Source organism: Chitinophaga eiseniae (genome assembly GCF_012641265.1).
GTDB classification, from domain to species: Bacteria; Bacteroidota; Bacteroidia; order Chitinophagales; family Chitinophagaceae; genus Chitinophaga; species Chitinophaga eiseniae_A.
Map to the genome: position 1 here is coordinate 283573 of NZ_JABAHZ010000002.1, position 19387 is coordinate 302959.

12 protein-coding genes are annotated in these 19387 nt (G+C 46.1%); 1 reads left to right on the forward strand and 11 read right to left on the reverse strand.

The genetic code is table 11. From position 1 onward, the window contains the following. Positions 1-38: 38 nt before the first annotated feature. The 3 genes from HGH91_RS08745 to HGH91_RS08755 form a co-directional block, all read right to left on the reverse strand. On the reverse strand, positions 39-1472 hold the full coding sequence (locus HGH91_RS08745; protein ID WP_168738090.1) for a sigma-54-dependent transcriptional regulator: 1434 nt from the start codon (positions 1470-1472) through the stop codon (positions 39-41). Between the two features lie 73 nt (positions 1473-1545). After that, positions 1546-1908 (reverse strand): response regulator, encoded by a 363-nt coding sequence (locus tag HGH91_RS08750; RefSeq protein ID WP_247651693.1) that lies wholly within the window; start codon positions 1906-1908, stop codon positions 1546-1548. Between the two features lie 7 nt (positions 1909-1915). Further along, positions 1916-4186, reverse strand: coding sequence for a glycosyltransferase (locus HGH91_RS08755; protein WP_168738092.1), 2271 nt, complete (start codon positions 4184-4186; stop codon positions 1916-1918). Positions 4187-4604: 418 nt separating this feature from the next. On the opposite strand from HGH91_RS08755, the gene HGH91_RS08760 reads away from it, so the two are divergent. Then, positions 4605-4883 carry a hypothetical protein gene (locus HGH91_RS08760; protein ID WP_145661336.1) on the forward strand — a complete coding sequence of 93 codons (279 nt, stop codon included), beginning with the start codon at positions 4605-4607 and terminating at the stop codon, positions 4881-4883. A 53-nt stretch (positions 4884-4936) separates the two neighbouring features. Here the strand turns inward: HGH91_RS08760 and HGH91_RS08765 are convergent, their stop codons facing one another. From HGH91_RS08765 to HGH91_RS08800, 8 genes are all read right to left on the reverse strand, one after another. Beyond that, complete coding sequence (locus tag HGH91_RS08765; RefSeq protein ID WP_168738093.1) at positions 4937-5959, reverse strand: NAD(P)H-dependent glycerol-3-phosphate dehydrogenase; 1023 nt, start codon at positions 5957-5959, stop codon at positions 4937-4939. A gap of 121 nt (positions 5960-6080) precedes the next feature. Next, positions 6081-7454, reverse strand: coding sequence for an efflux RND transporter periplasmic adaptor subunit (locus tag HGH91_RS08770; protein ID WP_168738094.1), 1374 nt, complete (start codon positions 7452-7454; stop codon positions 6081-6083). A gap of 25 nt (positions 7455-7479) precedes the next feature. Next, a complete protein-coding gene (locus tag HGH91_RS08775; protein WP_168738095.1) occupies positions 7480-8829 on the reverse strand; it encodes a TolC family protein in 1350 nt (449 codons plus the stop codon). Between the two features lie 144 nt (positions 8830-8973). Next, positions 8974-9639: an ABC transporter ATP-binding protein gene (locus HGH91_RS08780; RefSeq protein WP_145661347.1), complete on the reverse strand. Its 666-nt coding sequence runs from the start codon at positions 9637-9639 to the stop codon at positions 8974-8976. A gap of 77 nt (positions 9640-9716) precedes the next feature. Further along, entirely contained in the window at positions 9717-12098 is a 2382-nt protein-coding gene (locus HGH91_RS08785; RefSeq protein WP_168738096.1) for an ABC transporter permease, read from the reverse strand. A gap of 25 nt (positions 12099-12123) precedes the next feature. Beyond that, entirely contained in the window at positions 12124-14451 is a 2328-nt protein-coding gene (locus tag HGH91_RS08790; protein ID WP_168738097.1) for an ABC transporter permease, read from the reverse strand. Between the two features lie 148 nt (positions 14452-14599). Beyond that, positions 14600-16993 carry an ABC transporter permease gene (locus HGH91_RS08795; RefSeq protein WP_168738098.1) on the reverse strand — a complete coding sequence of 798 codons (2394 nt, stop codon included), beginning with the start codon at positions 16991-16993 and terminating at the stop codon, positions 14600-14602. Between the two features lie 5 nt (positions 16994-16998). Next, positions 16999-19386, reverse strand: coding sequence for an ABC transporter permease (locus HGH91_RS08800; protein WP_168738099.1), 2388 nt, complete (start codon positions 19384-19386; stop codon positions 16999-17001). Between the last annotated feature and the right edge of the window lies 1 nt (position 19387).

The following is a 19387-nucleotide window of genomic DNA, read 5'->3' on the forward strand; positions in this document are numbered from 1 at the left end:
ACTATCAGGACCATTCACCTCTGTGATATATGTTGTGCTTAGTAGTTAATATTCAACAAGCGCAATTTATTATACAGTGTTTTGCGATCGATGTTCAGCACCTGGGCAGCTTTGGTTTTATTGTATTTCACTTCTTTCAGCACATTAATAATCTTGTTGTACTCTGCTTGCAGCGCTACTGTTTTCAGGTCGTTATCATTGGAAAGCAGGGCCAGTTCGCCGGAGATCTGCACTTCTTCCTGTGTTTGGGTAAATGCTTCTTTCATTTCAAGCGGCAATGCCGACATGGTAATATCTTCCATTTCAGGTGTTAACAGGCAGGCCCTCCTGATCACATTTTTCAGCTCACGGATATTACCTGGCCAGTTGTATTGCCTGAAACAATCCCACACTTCTGCAGAGATCTTACCACAGGATTTATCCAGTTCTCTTTCCACCTGGTTTACGAAGGCAGAAGTAAAGAGTGGCAGGTCTTCGCGACGTTCTCTCAACGGTGGAATGTAAATGGTAAACTCGTTCAGGCGGTGAAAAAGATCTTCCCTGAATTTACCCCGTTGTACAGACTCAGAGAGCTTTTCATTGGAGGCTACGATGATGCGTACATCGATGGGAATCTCTTTCAGGCTGCCTACGCGGCGAATCAATTTTTCCTGCAATACCCGGAGCAGGGCTACCTGGATATCGTAAGACAAGTTGGAAATTTCGTCGAGGAATAAGGTACCTCCCTGTGCTTGTTCGAATGCACCGATTTTGGTATTGATAGCACCGGTAAAGGAACCTTTTTCGTGGCCAAATAGTTCACTGGCGGCCAATTCTTTCGACAGGCTTCCGCAATCCAGTGCTACAAAGGGTTGCTGGTTTCTTTTGCTATGATGGTGGATCAGGTGTGCTACCGATTCCTTGCCTGTACCGGTTTCGCCAAAGATGATCACACTATAGTCGGTAGGCGCTACCAGCTTAATCTGGCGGAATAGTTCCTTGGCGCCCAGGCTTTCGCCATACACGTATTTATCATTTTTATCGCTTTGATTGCGGGAAAGCAAGGTTTCCCGCATTTCCGGTTCCGACCCTGATTCTACAGGCCTTACGGCTTGTCGTTCCTGTTCCGCTTCTTTATGCGCAAAAGCTTTATGTACCAGGTTTAAAATTTCATCGGGGTACAGTGGCTTGGAAAGATAGTCGTAGGCACCGTTTTTCACCATTTCCACGGCCACTCTTACATCAGTATAACCGGTGATAATGATAACGATCGTAGCGGGATTGATCTGGTGAATATCTTGTAGCAGCTGGGCGCCATCTGTATCTTTGAGCCGGTAATCACAAAGTACCAGGTCATAGGCTTTCTCTTTCATCATTTTCAATGCGGCGCCGCCGGTCATGGTAGTATCCACATCAAATCCATGCTTCCCGAGAAATTTACTCAGGAGGGTACAGATATTAATTTCATCATCTATAATCAGGATATTTTTCATACTTCTTTAATATGTGGTAATTGGCAACAGAATAGCTAGATAAAATTACTAATTAAAAATAAGCGGCATTTCATCAGCATTTAATATTGTCTATTAGTTCATCAACATGTTTGACGCTAAAAGGTTTAGCGAGGAAAAAAGCAGCGCCGGCATTCAACGCTGTTTGCTTTTCCATGGCATTGTCGTACGCGCTGATGGTAATAACGGGCAAGGAGGGGCATTTTTCCTTAATTATAGGCAATGCCTCCAGCCCCGAGCCATCCGGGAGGTGTATATCGAGGAAAAGGAGATCCGGCTGATGCTTAAAGATCGATTGCAATCCTTCCCCCAGTTCATGTACATACCTGACCGTATATCCATGGCGGACGAGGGTAAGCTGCAATAATCTACATATATCCGGCTCGTCATCAATAATCAGAATACTGGGATATTTCATTTTACTATCAGTTGAACCCGAGTCGGGCGGGCTCCAGGTTCTTTTGTCTCGTTGTAACATATTTATGTTTATTCCACTGTTCCATCAAAAGTCTGGCTATCAGGTAACAAACGGTAGATTCGGCGCCCTGGTTCTGGTTAATATTGTTTTTTTCCAGGCCATCATAACAACCGTAAGTTAGTGGATTATAAACGAGTTGTTTCAGATGATTATTTCCCAGGTACCAACTGAATGCCAGACGCATTCTTTCCAGGTATGAATTGTTTTTTGTGATATTATAAAATGTATTCAGTGCCAGCATCGTATAAGCCACTTCTATGGATTGTTCCCCGCCTTCCTCCAGCGGCAACCGGGTGTCGCGATGATACCAGGTTTTGTTGCTGATCACCTTCATGTGACTGTCCGTAAAGGTTTTATTGCAAAGGAAGGTAAGACTGTCTTCTGCGGTTTTACGCCAGGCATCCACTCCGGCTACATGATAAGCCATCATCATCGCTTCCGGCAATACGGCGTTGCCGTAGGTCAGTGAGGACTCATACCAATGCCAGGTATCATCTGATTCTCCCTGGTAATAGCCGTATAGTTTGGACGCCAGATTTTCCAGCAATTCCGCTGCTCTTCCACCGGATTTATATTGCAGAAAATAGTATAAACCCTTAATGATAAAAGCGATAGCTCTGGGCGACCGGATGGCTGGTATCCAGTGGAAGCATTGGCGAAACCGTGACAGCACTTCCTGGACCGTTTCAAACGGGAGGTGTTGGTGATAAGCCATGGTATATCCCAGGGCCCAAACCGCCCGGCCATTGGCATCTTCCAGGTTTACTTCCCCGTTCATGGGAGAAAAGTGGCCATGGATATCCACATAGTTCTGGAATTTCCCGGAGGGTTTCTGGCAATAGCCTATAAAATCGATGTATTTCCGGCATAATGAATTCACAAAGGTGCTGGGCCTTAATTCCGTGCTATACATACACATGGCGATGAGCGCCCGGGCATTATCATCCAGTGTGTAGCCATACTCAGGATCGGGCACATCGTGTTTGGAAAACTGGAGCATTCCAAATGCGTCTGTCATGCGATCAATATGATCGAGGTACGGAGGGGGCAGGTTAGGCAATATTTTGTCTTCTGCCAGGATCTCGCTGATGATGCCCATATGGGTAAGGGCTACATTTTCCCATATCGAGCTGCGTGTTTTTTCGATGGCCGACTGGCTCATTTGCAGGCGCAGCTCCGGGTTGCCCAGCAACTGCAATGCGGCAGACGCCAGCTGTTCCGGGTTATTAAAATCTACCAGGCAGCCCGCGCCATCTTCCAGCATTTCAGTGGCTTGTACAAAAGAGGTGGAAATAACCGCGCAACCGGCGCTCATAGCGTATACAAAAGTACCGCTTACCGCCTGGTGCGGGTCTTTAGAAGTAAACAGGTAAATATCCGTTAATGACAAGTAATCGAGCAGTGTTTTGAGGGAGAGATACGCATTGACGAATCTCACGTTATTTTCCAGGTTCAATTCTTTTACCAGCTGTTCCAGGGAATTCCGGTACGCTTCTCCTTCCCTGGCACAAACCACCGGGTGTGTTTTTCCCAGCACCAGGTAAATGGCATCGGGATATTGCTTTACAATTTCCGTCATGGCCCGGATACCTGTTTCAATGCCTTTGTTCTCGCTGAGCAGGCCAAAGGTGCTGAGCACCATTTTGCCCTCCAGCTGGTATTGTTTTTTCAGTGTGGGTATGTCCTCTACAATATATGCATGGGTACCATGTGGTATGTGCACAATTTTATCGGAGGGTACATGATATACGCGGCGCAGCAGTTCAGCCGAGGAACGGGTCATTACAATTACCTTTGCCGCCAATTCGCTGATAAGGCTTACCACCTTCATGCATTTGAGGTCGGGATAAGGTAATACGGTATGAAAGCGCACAATAAAAGGTTTGTCGAGCAAGGAGAGCATGGCCAGGAGGTTATGTCCATATTCGCCACCATATAGCCCAAATTCATGCTCAAAACATACCAGGTCTATTTTATCATTCTCATTAATCTGCTGGGCAAAATCGATACAGTTGTCAATATCAAAGGGATTAACAGTATAGCTAACCGGCGGCTGTATTACATTGGCCGCTTTGCCGGCTTCTTCAAGCGCTGCTATTTCAATCTGCAGGTTGCCAGCGAAATTTTTATTCATTGCATTTACCAGGTCCTGTGCAAACGTTGCAATACCACACTCGCGTGGTGGGTAAGAAGTGACAAAAAGCAAGGTTCTCTTCATGGTAACAATTTTTAGCTAAACCAGTTATCAAATTGCCTGTTTTCCCTTCCGGATCGGGACATTGGATGTTTCAAATATCAATCCAATGCCGTCCCTACGCGGTTACCGCCGTTTATGACTATCAGAACCGTAGAATTAATTCCACACTTTTTTCCCCGTTTTTTAGCCATTCTGGAGATAATACGATAGGGTATTTACATTTAATTAACAGTGTCTATAAACATAATTAATTACAATTGTAATATAATTCAATCATTAGCCACTTATATTTAGCACAAATGACATTATTTAACCAATATATCAGCAACAAAAATGCTCATTTGTCCATTTCAGCTTATTTTAGCTGGAGTAAGCATTCCGGGCTACCATTAAATTACACAGGTCTACCATTCCTTTTTTCATTTAAACCCAAGGCGCTATGAGAAACATTGCATGTACATTTAATGTAGATGGGGTACCTACCAAAATCAATTTGAGGAAGTTGCCAAAGCAACGCAGATTTCAGGCTATTATAGACCGCAACATCACGGAATACATTATTTCAGATGAAACCAATGAGATAGAATACTACGAGGGGCCGGTACTAAATGAATATCTTTCTACGCGAATAGCCACGCTGATCAAACAGTACTTTCCCAATGTACGGGCTATTATAAAAATTGGGGAAGATAACTATGAGGATTACGACGATTTTTAGTCGCGTTCCCGTTCCGCCCCGCGGAATAACGGGGCGGAACAAGAAAACCGGGATCAGATAAACCCTTTCTCCAGCGACAGGAATGCTTCTGAAGGATGTACCTGTTGCCATAAAATGGCATATACTGCCTGCGCTACCGGCATATAAGCGCCTATCTGTCTGTTCATTTCATACATACACTTACTTGCGTAATAACCTTCCGCCACCATATTCAGTTCCAGCTGGGCAGCCTTTACGCTGTAGCCTTTTCCGATCATATTACCGAAAGTACGGTTACGGCTATGTAACGAATAGCAGGTAACCAGCAGATCGCCCAGGTAAGCGCTGGCGCTGTAATTATGCACCATCTGGGATGTTCCGGCCACCGCCGCTTTCTGCTCTTCATATTTTTCCAGGAAGCTTTGCATTTCCCGGAAGCAGTTGGTGATTAATACACTCAGGAAGTTATCTCCATATTCCAGTCCATGGGCAATACCAGCCCCCAGGGCGTAAATATTCTTTAATACCGCTGCCAGCTGCACGCCTACCACATCTGTGTTGACGATCGTTTGCAGGAAGCTGCCGGTAAATTTGTCTGCAATTGCCTGGGTAGCTTCCAATGAAGCGCCTGAAAAAGTGAGATAAGATAATTTTTCGTTGGCCACTTCTTCTGCATGGCAAGGGCCTGTAATGGTAAAATATTGATTAGCCGGTAACTCAAACTGCTTGTAGAGGTATTGTCCAATCAGGTCATTATTGCTGGGCACCAGGCCTTTAATGGCAGATATGATTTTCTTATTGCGCAGCGCATCCGGGGGCAACAGGCTTAATACATCTTCCAGGAAAGCCGAAGGTACAGCCAGCACTAATTCATCACAGGCAGCTACCATGGCTGGCAGATCGCTACTGAGCGATAGCAGGCTGGTATCAAAGTATACAGAGGTGAGATAATGCTTATTATGATGCCGCAGCTGCATATGGCGGATAGTTTCATCATTCCTTATCCACCAATGTATAGGGTGCCCGTTGTCTGTCAGAATTTTTGCCAGTGCGGTAGCCCAGCTTCCGCTGCCAATAATGCCAATGCTCTTGCTCACGATGCTTTTTTTGTGCAATATAAGCAGAATGCGGAAAGCACAAAGCTATTGAGGCGAATGACCCGGACGGTTTTTTCCGGATCATTCGCCTCAACAAAGACGTATACGAGATATCTTATCCCTACTTACTCTGGCCTTCAAACAGCTCAGACTTAGGTACTATCTTCACTTTTTTGCCATTTTCCAGGGTCCTGGAAATCGCTGTATAAGGTGCGCTGATCACCTGGTCGCCTTCATTAATCCCTGAAAGGATCTGGATCCAGGCGTCATCCTGCACGCCTGTTTTTACCGTTACCATTTTCACTGTCCCATCTTTCTGCAATACAAACACCACTTCGTTGACTGCCACCTTGGTATTGGCGGAAGAACCGGGCGTAGTATCATCCTGCTTCTTTTTATCCTTATCCCCATGGGCATTGGATGAATCACGGGTAGATACAGCGTTGATAGGAATAGCCAGTACATTGTTGACATGCCTGGTTTGGATATTTACGCTGGCGCTCATGCCCGGGCGGAACGGAAATGTTCTGCTACCCGGCGTGATCAGGTCCTGGTAGCTTTCCGGCAGGATACGGATATGTACGATATAGCTGGTTACCTGTTCTGCGGAAGAAGCGGTGGTAACGGTAGCAGTAGCTGCACCCTTGCTGGAGCTGGCAATTTGTGTTATGATTCCTTTAAACTGGCGGTTGTTATAAGCATCTACCTCAATAATGGCGGTATCACCATATTTTACTTTCGGGATATCGTTTTCGCCTACATCTACCTGTACTTCCATGGTACTCATGTTAGCAATTCGCAGCATTTCGGTACCAGTCATTTGTGCTGTACCCACTACGCGTTCGCCTTTCTTTACGGAGAGCAGGGAAATAATTCCGCTCATAGGTGCCGAGATCGTGGTACGACCCAGGTTTTTGTTGGCTTCATTCAGATCGGCCTTGGCGCTTTGGATCGCAAATTTATTACCATTGATTTGCTGCAGGGATGCATTATAGTCGGCCTGGGTAGCCAGGTAAGTAGCTTCTGCGGTCTCAAATTCTGATCTTGAGATCACTTTCTGGCTAAGCAATTCCTTGTTCCTTTCGTATGCTGCTTTACTCTGGGCCAGTTTGGCTTTATAAGAGTTTAAAGCGGCGGAGGTGTTGGCCAGCTGGGCCTGTTGCTGACTTACGTAGGCGGCGGCTTTATCTACCATTGACCCGTAGATATCTGCGTATATGCGGGCCAGTACCTGGCCTTTTTTAACGGAATCCCCTTCCAGTACGAGGAGATCGGTAATTTCACCGGATACATCGGAGCTTACTTTTACCTCTATTTCGGGGTAAATTTTTCCGCTGGCAGTCACCACTTCAATGATATTCCTGTTGGCAGCCTTTTCAACAGCAACTTTAATCCCTTCTTCCTTACCAATCACTCCGGACGCTTTCAGTACCATGAGTAAAATAACGAGTGAACCAAGTATGCCTATGAGCCAATAAAGTGTCTTTTTCTTCATAAAGCAATTTAATTTCCCGGCATCGCTACAGTGATATTTTCTGATCCCTGTAGAATTCCAGTAACTTCATTTTAAATATATAATCGTATTGCGCGGTTACTTTATCTACCTGTGCTTTGTACAATTTACTTTGTGTTGTAATATAGTCAATGGTGTTCATCAGCCCGAGATTGAACCGTTTGGTAGCAAAATCGTAAGCTTTCTGTGCGGCCATCACCCCGGTAACAGAGGCGTTAAATTTCTGTAAGGCAGCTACTGCATTGGCATGCGCCGTATAGATGTCCTGTTTCAGCTTCTGGTGATCCAGGTCACGGGTCAGTTCCAGGTTATACACATTCGCTTTTGCTTTAGCCACGTTGGTACGCTGCTGCCAGCCATTGAAAATCGGAACATTCAGGGTTAATCCTATTGATTTCCTATAGGTATTATCAATCTGGTCTTTAAACGGAAACAACTTCCCGGTCTGATCGTAATAGTTGTTTGCGTAAGTGGTATATAACGTACCTCCCAGGCTGAGACTAGGATACAATTGTGATTTGGTGGCCTGATATGCCTTCGCTGCGCTGTGGATTTTCAGTTCATCTGCTTTTACCAGCGGGTAGGTGGTTAAAGCCGCACTATACACCATTTCTGGCGCCATTTCCTGCAGGGGAGCCAGTGGCAAAGATGTAATATTTTCTGGTACTTCCGGTTCAAACGGAATCTCGAACCCAAGATTAAGATAGGCCTTGATCTGGAGTATCGAAAGGATCACGTTATTCTGGGCGGTTACCAGGTTGGTACTGTCCTGCGCCAGCTGGGCTTCCAGGTCGGCCTGATTACTTTCCGGAACAGAGCCGGCAATCACGAGTTTCTTCGTATTTCCCAGGTTAGAGTTGGTGAGCTTTACGTTTTCCTCGTTAACTTTTACCGTCTGGATATTCAATAAAATTTGGAGGAAGGCCGTAGCCACGTTGAAGGCGGCATCATTCCTGGCTTTTTCCAGCAGGAAACTATTGGCCTGTACATCCAACCGGTTGGCGGCAATCGTTCTTTGCTGGTAAAACCAGCTAAAAAGGTTGCTTTGCATGTTCAGGCTTCCACTACCGGAGAACACTGTCTGGTTTACGTACTGGTTATTTCCCAAACTAGGGGTCCTACCATCTGAGTATCCTCCCTGTGCCTGTCCGCTAAAGCCGGGGATCATTTGTAACCGGCTTTGTTGCAAGGTAAGGTCGGATAAACGCTTTTGTACCTCCTGCTGTTTAATAGTCAGGTTGTGTTGCAGGGCATAATCCACACAGCGTTGTAAACTCCACGTATCCTGTGCTACAGCGGCTGATATGTTAGCAAACAATAAGATCAGGATTGCTCCTGCTATTCGGGATGTTCTCATAACATTCCAAAAATATAATAATTGTGAGATTACTATTCCACCCTTCTTGATAGAAGGTAAAAATTTAGTAGGTATGGCTGTATACCTGACTAATTGAGTGTACAACATAGTCTTTTTTTTACATAATTCTTAAAAGCCGCCGGTTTATGGCAAAATATTGCCATCCCTGAGCTGGATAATGCGGTTGCCGTAGGTGGCGTTCACATCGGAATGGGTTACCTGTACGATCGTGATTTTATCCTGTTCATTCAGGTGTTTGAACAGTTGCATAATCACCTTTGCCTGGTCGGAATGCAGGTTGCCGGTAGGCTCGTCGGCCAGGATCACCCGGGGTTCGGCTACTATAGCCCTGGCAATACCCACCAGCTGTTGCTGCCCGCCAGACAATTGATTGGGGAACAGGTCTTTCTTAGCTACCATATTAAAACGATCCAGTACGTCTGCTACCCGGCTCTTTCTCTCAGAAGAGGGTATGTTTTTATATAGTAATGGGGTTTCAATGTTTTCATATACAGTTAATTCATCGATGAGATGATAAGCCTGGAAAACAAACCCGATAGCACCACGGTGCAACTGGGTCCGTTTCTTCTCATTCATCTTATCTACCCTTTCGCCTTCAAAGAGGTACTGTCCTTCGGAAGGTTCTTCCAGCAATCCCAGGATATGCAGCAATGTAGATTTTCCAGAACCGGAAGGCCCCATGATAGACACAAACTCTCCTTCGTTAATAGTGAGGTCAACATCTTTCAAAATATAATTCTTTCCGAATCCTACCGGGTAATGCCTGGAAATTTTCTGCAATTGTATCATGATCAGTTAATTTTTAGATAAATATTGATATTGCTGCATTTCGGCAAAGCAATATAATTAAAAGTAATGGCCTGGTTTTATTCGGATCGTAAACTTTTTACCGGGTTGGCCAGCGCAGCTCTTACCGACTGCAAACTTACCGTCAGCAACGCAATGGCGATAGCCAGCACTCCTGCCAACAGGAAAGTCCATACACTCAGTGCAGCATGATAAGCAAATGCTTCCAGCCAGTGATGCATAGCATACCAGGCCAATGGCGCCGCTATACAAAGCGCCCATAATACCAGCCTGATAAAATCTTTCGACAACAGCATTACTACGCTACCCGCGGAAGCACCCAATACTTTACGAATACCCACTTCGCGGGTACGTTGTTCGGCTGTAAATGCCGCCAGCCCCAATAATCCCATACAAGACACCAGTATTACTATAGTGGAAAATGTACGCAATATGTTGCTGGTGCTAAATTCCGCTTTATACAACCGGTTAAAGTCTTCGTCCATAAAGTGATATTCGAAAGGGATTCCCGACTGATACTGATTCCACAGGCTTTCTATCGCAGCAACTACCTGCTGATTATTGCCGCCGGAGGTTTTCAGCAATACCTGTCCAAAGTAATTATACTCAGGAAAAACAATAATCGGCGCTATTTTGTCCTTCATGGAAGCAAAATGGAAGTCTTTCATTACTCCCTTTACGGTACCCTCCCGGCCATTTAATGAGAGGCGCTTACCTACAGCTTCATCTGGCTTGAGCCCCAGCTTGTAAACAGCCGTTTCATTCAGGAAGAAGTGATTAGTTTTCGCGCTGTCTGTTCTTAAAACATCCTGTATATCTGCATTCGTCAGATCTGCGCCAGCTACCAGCCTGATACCCATGGTGCGCAGATAATCCTTCTCCACAGGGATCGCGGTAATATTCATGCTGTAATCTGCCGGCTTACCCTCAAACGCGGAAATCGAATACCCACCCCCCACCGCCACCGGTGAATCATAGGAGGCGCTTACCTCCTTAATACCTGTTTGTTGTAATAACCTGCTCTTAAACAAGGTCAGCTGGTCAGGAGTAAAACCAGCGCCAGGTAATACCAGCACCTGTGCTCTATCCAGCCCCAATTTCTTATGCTGAATATAATGAAGCTGCTGTCCCACTACCAACGTACAGATGATAAAGAAAACAGAAGCGGCAAATTGAAATACCACCAGCGTTTTGCGGATATTTCCTCCTTTTGCAAACATAATCCTACCCTTTAGTACCTGCACCGGACGAAAACCGGAAAGGAATAATGCCGGGTAAGTACCTGCCAGAAAAGTAGTGCCCATAAACACAGCTCCCAGCAAAACATACAGCGTATACCCATTCGTAAAGCGCAATGCGCCTCCTGTCATGTTATTGAAATACGGCAGCAATACCGCCGCCAGCAAAATCCCCACGCCCATCGCACAAAAGGTGATCAGGCAGGACTCCGCAATAAACTGCCAGAATAATTGCATCCGTATGGCCCCCAGCGCCTTGCGCACACCTATTTCCAGGCTGCGGTCGGCCGAACGGGCCGTTGCCAGGTTCATAAAGTTGATACAGGCTATCAATAACAGTAAGATCGATACTACGGTGAGGATGTAGTTGTAGCGGATATCTCCTCCAGGTTCGATGGAATTGTCTGCGATGGAATGCAGGTGAATAGCCGGCACAGATTCTGGCACAAAATCAAGGGTAGCACCACTTCTTGTCTGTCCTTTCATCATCTCCTGTATAAAGTTGGCCAGTCTTTTATGTAGCCCAGCTGCAGTGGCTTTATCTGTTAACTGTACATAGGTGAAATAGTTAGGCGCATTCCAGCTGTCCTTTTTCCCCATGGAGGCATAACTGGCCACAAAATCGTACTTCAGGTGCGTATTAGACGGAGGATCAACAGATACGCCGGTAACCTGGTAACTTTTCCCGTTATTAATGGTCAGCGTTCTACCTACTACATCCGTGGTTCCGAAATATTTCCGGGCCATAGTAGCAGTCAATACTACCATATTAGGCCCGTTTAATGCAGTAGCTGTGTTTCCCGATAGCAACGGGAAAGAAAACATCTGGAAAAAAGCAGGATCAGCATAAATGAACTTCTTTTCATTCACGGCTTTATCCCCTACCTTCACTGTAGTAGCCTCCAGGTATACCCTCGACATATACTTTACTTCGGGAAAGTCTTTCATCACCGGGCCCAGTCCACTGGGATTCATGGCCGTGTGGGTAACTGGCTGATCTCTTTCGCCATAGTCGAGCCTGATGCGGTATAGTTCATTGGCGTGGGTATGAAATTGGTCGTAGGTCCATTCATTCTGCAGATAAAGGGTGAGCAATATAAAGCTGGCAATGCCCGCCGCCAAACCAAATACATTAATAGCAGTATATAGCTTACGCCTTCCCAGATTTCTCAATGCCGTTTTCAGATAGTTGCGCCACATCATGTTATGTTCGTTGATAGATGAATGATTAATTACTACTAAGACTTTTTACCGGGTTGGCCAACGCTGCTTTTACGGACTGCATACTTACCGTGATAAATGCAATACACACCGCCAGTAAGCCTGTCAGCACAAATACCCACCATTGAATATTGATATGAAACTGGAAACGTTCCAGCCAGCGGTCCATGAAATACCAGGCAGCCGGCGCGGCAATCAAAACAGCGATCAAAACAAGCCGGAGGAAATCTTTCGATAATAACAACACTATACCGCTTACAGAAGCCCCCAACACTTTACGGATCCCGATTTCCTTTTGACGTTGGGTCATCACCATTACCGCAATGGCAAATAGTCCCATGCAGGAGATAATAACTGCCAGCACTGCGCCGGTCATAAATATGCGGGAGAAGCGCTGCTCCTGCCGGTACATACGCTGGGTATTTTCATCCAGGAAGGAAGCCGCATTTTCTGCCAACGGGTTAATATCTTTCCAGACAGCGCTTATCTTATTGATAGCGCTAACAGAATTAGGGGTTTCTACTTTTACAAAAATATAATTCAACGCCGTGGGCTCATTAATAATCATTACCAGTGGCTCTATTCCTTTGCGCAGCGATTCATAATGGTAATCTTTTACTACCCCGATCACATGCAGGGGCTTGCCTTCATCCATAGAAAACTGAGTCCCTACCGGATCTGCAACATCCAGCAGCTTAGCCATTTTTTCATTGATTACTACTGCGGTACTATCAGTACCATAGTCTCTTGAAAAATCGCGCCCCGACAACATCTTCAAATCCAGTGTTTTAATATAATCATAGTCCACTACCAGGCATTGCGTAGTAATCTGTTTATTCTGGTATTCGAAACCGCGGGTCCAGTTACCAGACGAGCCATCTTTTCCCATTCCCAGGTTGAGCATACCGGCTGTAACACTTTTAACCTCCGGCACCTCTGCCAGGCGGCTTCGCATAGCGGCTATATTTGCCGGAGTGGCGTTATCCAGCGGAACACTGATGACCTGCGTGGCATTATAGCCCAACGGAGCAGACTGTATGAAATTCAGTTGTTGCCATATAATAGAAGTACAACTGATAAGCACTACAGCCACCACAAACTGGATGATGATAAGGCCATTGCGCAGCGCACTGCTCTTTCCCATTCCCAGCTTACCTTTCAGCACTTCTACAATATTGAGCCGCGCTACCTTCCAGGCAGGTAATCCTCCGGCCAGTAAGGTAACCAGGAAGAAGCCAGCCAGTACGCCCAGCAGTACCCAAATATTCCTGAAAATATGTAGAGAGATATTATGCCCAAAAGTCCTGTTGTAATAAGGAAGTAATACCAGCATCATTCCTATACTCAGTACAAATGCAAAGCAACATAGCAGGAAAGACTCTGCCCAGAACTGCAGCAGCAGCTGACGGTCCATGGCGCCGAGAGATTTGCGCAATCCAATTTCTCCACTACGCCCAAAGGAACGGGCTATAGAAAGATTGATGAAGTTGATGCCGGCAATGGCGATAATGAGTACAGCCAGGATAATCATCAGCCAGGGATAAAATGTATTCAATCCGCTGTAAAAACTGCTGCGTTCATCCAGGTGAAAGTCCTTCATGGACAATGCTTTCATAAAAAACACATCCTGTCCTTTAGCGCCGGCGCCTCCTTTTTGCATATCTTCTATCCTCCCCTTATAATATTTATGCAACAGGGGTACAATATTTTTTTCCAGGGAAGCCTTGCTAACACCAGGTTCCAGTTGAACAAACAGTGGAAAATTAGAAGAGTTCCAATCGCTTTTATAGGTAGCGTAATCCGGTTCATTTTCAAACCGGGTGAGCAATTCGAAGCTTATACCTGAGTTATCGGGCAAATTAGCCGCTACCGCGCTTACAATGAAAGGCTGCCATTTACCGGAGAGGTTCAGTTCAATAGTTTTACCGATGGGGTCTTCCTGTTTAAATATAGCAGCAGCGGAGTTTTCCGTGAGTACTACTTCATTAAGCTGTTGAAGCGCCGTTTGTTTATTGCCTTTTACCAGCGGGAAAGTAAACATCTGGAGGAAACTGGCATTTACCTTCTCTGTATCAAGATAAAAATGTTTATTCCCATATCTCACCGGTAGGCTATATCCCGCCATAAAGGTAACAGCTTTTACACCGGGTATCTCTTTCTGGATGGCTGCAGACAATGGCACTGATATACTGGAGCTTTTTCTTATGGTTCCGCCATTATTTTCTTCGCTCACGATCTGGTAGATATGATCACTGTTCTCATGAAAATTATCGAAAGTCCATTCCCGGTAGGCGGTAACCGATAACAGCAAAGCCGCGCAGAGCGCTGTACTCATGCCTGCAATATTAACTGCTGCAAACACTTTCTGTTTACGCAAATTCCTCCAGGCGATTTTTAAATAACTAATTAACATGCTGGTATCTTTAAAAATGAATAAAAAGAGCAGGGTGCGTAGACACGCTCTCTGATTTGCTGTTCACTTGTTATTCTCTTTTTAATGATATTACCGGGTTACTGATGGCTGCCTTTAGCGTTTGTATGCCAATAGCAGCCAGCGCGGCTCCGGCCACAATAAAGGCCGGCAGCACAAACATCCATGGCTGCATATCGACGCGGTAAGCAAATTGCTGCAGCCATTGCTGCATCAGGTACCATGCCACCGGTGCGGCCATTACCAGCGATATCAAAATTAACTTTATAAAATCTTTTGACAATAGTGTAGTGATTTGTGTTACACTAGCCCCCAACACTTTACGGATACCAATTTCACGCATACGCTGTTCTGTTGAAAATGCCGCCAGCCCCAGTAGTCCCAGCGCAGCTATTAGTATCGTTAATACTGTAAAGCCACCGAAGATAGTGGACAAATGGTCTTCTGCAGTATACATGCGCCCAAATTCATCATCTAGGAAACTATATTGAAACGGCGTTTGTGCGTCGTAGTGAGCATATATCTCCTTTATCTGCTGTACCAGGGCCGGTATATTTTGCCGGGCAGCCACCTTTACATACAAGCAACCGGGACCTCCTGCACCCCATTTGGGCGAATCGCTTTTACATACCGCCAATGCCAATGGGGACATCGCCTCATGCAGCGATTTGAAGTGGAAGTTCTTTATAATACCTATTACTTCCACTTTCCGGTTTCCCATATTTAAAGTTTTACCTATGGGAGATGGGGTGAGATTGAAGTCTTCCGCTGCTTTTTCATTCAGGACAATCGTTCCATCCACGCCCAGCTGGTTCATATCTGCCGGCGGAGTTTTCCATTGGAGGCCTGCTAACCTGATCAATGATTCATCCACCTCTAACTGTGGCAGGCCCCTGGGCGGGCGCCCCTCGTCGCCGCCTACAAACCAGATGCTGTACATACCGCTGTAAAAGGAATAACGGACAGTACCCGTTTGTGATACTCCTTTGAGGCCACCTACCTGCTGACGATAAGCCTGGTAATGCGTGCCTATAGAGCTACGGAATGGTAACACCAGTACATTTTCTTTATCAATACCCGTAGCAGTATGCCGGAAGAAATATAGTTGCCGGTTAATCACTACACTACAGATAATCAATGCAGCCGCGGTACCAAATTGCAACACCGTCAGTACTTTCCGTACCTTTCCACCGCCGCTCACCGGGCTCATTTTGCCGGACAATACAGTGATAGGATTATAACGGGAGAGCACAAACGAAGGGTAACTACCGGCTGCCACGATGGTGATAAGTAACAGCACCGCATATATTGTTATCACCATGGGATGATAGAGGAAACTGCTGTCTATCTTCAGCTCCAGCAGGTTGAAAAACCAGTTACGCAACAATAAGTATAATCCTATTCCGAGTATAAAGGCCAGGATAGCATACAAAGCAGATTCCACATAAAATTGGCGGGCAATACCTTTGTGATCTGCGCCCATCACTTTTCTCACCCCTATTTCCTTCGCTCTTACCGTGGCCCTGGCGGTAGATAAGCTCATGTAGTTGATAAGTGCCATCAGCAATATCAGCGCCGCTACCAGCGGAAATAACTTCAGATATCGGAGTGTGCTCCCATCGCCGAAATAGCTTTCCTGGTGTTTATCTGTCAATGGTGTCAACACCGCACGCCCAGGCTCTCTCTTCGATGCCGAAAGCTGGTCAATATGCTGTGCCACGGCTGGTACATTGGCTGCATCATCCAGTTTCAGGTACAGGCGGAAAGATCCGCCAAAAGTTTCCTGTTGAGTAACCGCCGGGCGTGTTTCCTGCATCCCTGCCGCACTGGCATTCGACAAAAGAAAATCTGCCTTAATGCTGGAATTGGATGGCGCATCCGCCATTACACCAGATACTACAAAAATATATTGATCATTATAACGTAACTGTTTGCCCACGGCGTCCTCATTCCCAAAGTATTTCTTTGCCATGGAAGCGGAAATAACCGCTGTGAAAGGTTGCTGAAGCACCGTTGCCGTGTCGCCCTCCAATAAAACAAAAGAGAAAAAACTAAAATAATTGGCATCTGTAAACCAAATAGCAGCTTCCTCATCGCGGATAGCAGGATTGCCTATATTCTGTATCAACGCCGGTTCGGACGACAATTTCCCCATACGCACAAAACTGGTTACAGCTGCATCCTGGTTCGCGATAGCTGGTCCGGTAGCGTAGTTAAAGCAGTCCAACTGTAAAGTGTCGTGCTCCATTTTCATCCGCTGTACCAGCGAGAAGATACGGGAACTGTCTTTATGAAAACGATCATAACTCAATTCATGCGCCACATACAACATAATCAGCATGCACACACAAAGCCCCGCTGCCAGCCCACCAATATTGATGATACTATACAGCTTTCGCTTGCAGATATTACGCCATGTCAGTTTTATGTAGTTGAATAATAGCATACACGTTAATCGTTTCTCAGGTTATCTGCCGGGTTGATGCCTACTGCCCGCCAGGTTTGTGAAAAAATAGTGATCAGTGCCAGCAATGCGAGCGCCAGGAAGCCTCCCAACATTGGGAGGATACCTATACTTACCCGGTAGGCGAATATCTGCAGGAAGAACATACTTCCCAGGTATCCTATGGGTAAGGCAATACAGCCGGCAATGATAATCAACCGCACATAGTTTTTAGACAACAGCAGCAGCAAGCCGGGTGCAGTAGCCCCCAACACTTTGCGAATACTGATTTCCTTCCTGCGGGTAAAAGAGGTATATGCTACTATGCCCAATAATCCCAGGGCGGAAATAAGGGTGGAAATAAATACCAGGAAGCCCAACATGGATATTACCTCCTGTCCATTGCGACTGGCCAGTTGCTCATCCATCCATTCTGCCGAAAATGTTTCGCCCGGATGCAGCTCCTGCCATACACTTTTAACACCTGCTATTTCCTGTTCCTTGTCTCCCGCTACCATAGCCATTTGCAGCTGGTTAAATTCTGCTGGCCGAAACCGGAGCGCCATGGGGCCTATATTCACTTCCATAGGCTGGTAGTTGAAATCCTGTACCACCCCTATGATATTCATAGCGGTTGAATCGTTCATCCACAATGTTTTACCGATAGCATCAGCGGAAGATTTAATACCCATTACCTGCAATGCCCGTTCATTCACAATCAGGTACTGCTCCCGGTCCCTGGAAGCAGCCGCCGGGAAAGTAGTACCGGCCACCAGTTTCAGGCGCATTACCTTAATAAAATCGGCATCTGCGGCGTAGTATCCAAACTGAATTTTATCCTTGCTTTCATTAGTTCTCAGCTCAAAGAAGCGGCAGTGGCGGGGCATTCCCAGGGTGCCGGAGCTGGCCGTAACCATACCCACTCCCTTTAATTGCTCCATCCGCTCCTTCATCCGTTGGAAGTCTACATCTGCCAATGGTACATTCAATATGTCCTTCCTGTAGAAGCCCATATCCATCGTAGCCTTATAGCTGAACTGACGGTACACGGTTACCAGGAAAAGCATGGCCGCAATGGATAAGGTAAACTGAACCACTATCAGGGACTTCCTCAAGCCAAGGCCACCAAACAATTTAATATCTACCAGGTTCTTGAGCACTTTTGCCGGCTGGAAAGCTGATAATGCCCAGGCAGGAATAATTCCCGCTACAGCACCCGTAACGATACTTAACGCCAGGAACCAGAGCAGCAGGCGCCAATCCAAAAGGTTTACATCCGGTACCGGTAAAGCATCGAAATGAGTGGATTGCATTACCAGCAACAGGAAAACAGCCAGGATAAGCGACAATAAGCACATGAATACAGATTCCACAATAAACTGTATAAAGATCTGCCAGCGATGGGCGCCGTTTACTTTACGTACCCCTACTTCCTTTGCCCGTTGTAAGGAACGTACAATGGATAAATTTGTATAGTTAAAGCAGGCGCAGATCAATAATCCAAGTGCTACACCTACTTCTGCCAGCATTTTAGTCCATGGAGGCCCGGCGCCGAAGTCATCATACAGGCCACGTGAAGGCGTAATCTTCGATAAGGCCTGCGGCTCAAAAAACAGGCTTCCCTGGCCTTTACGAGGCATATCATCGTAGCGATGGCCTATATCCGCAATGGCAGCGTCCAATACCGACCGGCCTTCTCCCGGGCGCATTTTCACATAAGTGTAACTGCCCTGTATAATATCCCAGTTTTGCGTACGGCCTTCCAGCGCTTTGGACTGTTCCAGCCCCGGAACAGAAGACAAGGAGCCAAATGCGTCGAAATCAATATGGGAAAGCGAAGGTGCAGGTTGCAACACACCGCTCACAATATAGCTTCCCAGCTTATCAAACCGGATTACTTTGCCGATAGGATCTGCAGTACCAAAAAAGCGCTGTGCGGTTTCTGCACTCAACACAATGCTATTGGGCGCCGAAAGCGCCGTTGCCGGATTGCCCGCCGCCAGTTTAAAACCAAACACACTAAAAAAAGCAGGCGAAGTAAATGCCCCCCTGATATCCAGCTTCTTTTGATCTGTTTGGCCCTCTCCAAAAAGAGCATTGTAGATGGGAACGGTTTGTTCAATGCCTGTATAATTGTTTTTCAGCGCTTCCGCCATGGGCAATGGCGTACTGGCCATATGGAATTTACGGCCATCCGGGGTTACCACCCTGGTAGTTACCCGCCAGATACGGGATATATCAGGATGAAAATTATCGTAAGACAGGTTGGTCCGTGTAGATATCAATACAATCAGGCATACGGCCATACTTACTGCCAGCCCGGCAATATTGATGAAGGTAAATAACCGCTGTTTCTTCAGGTTCCGTAATGTGATAATGATATAACGCTTAAACATA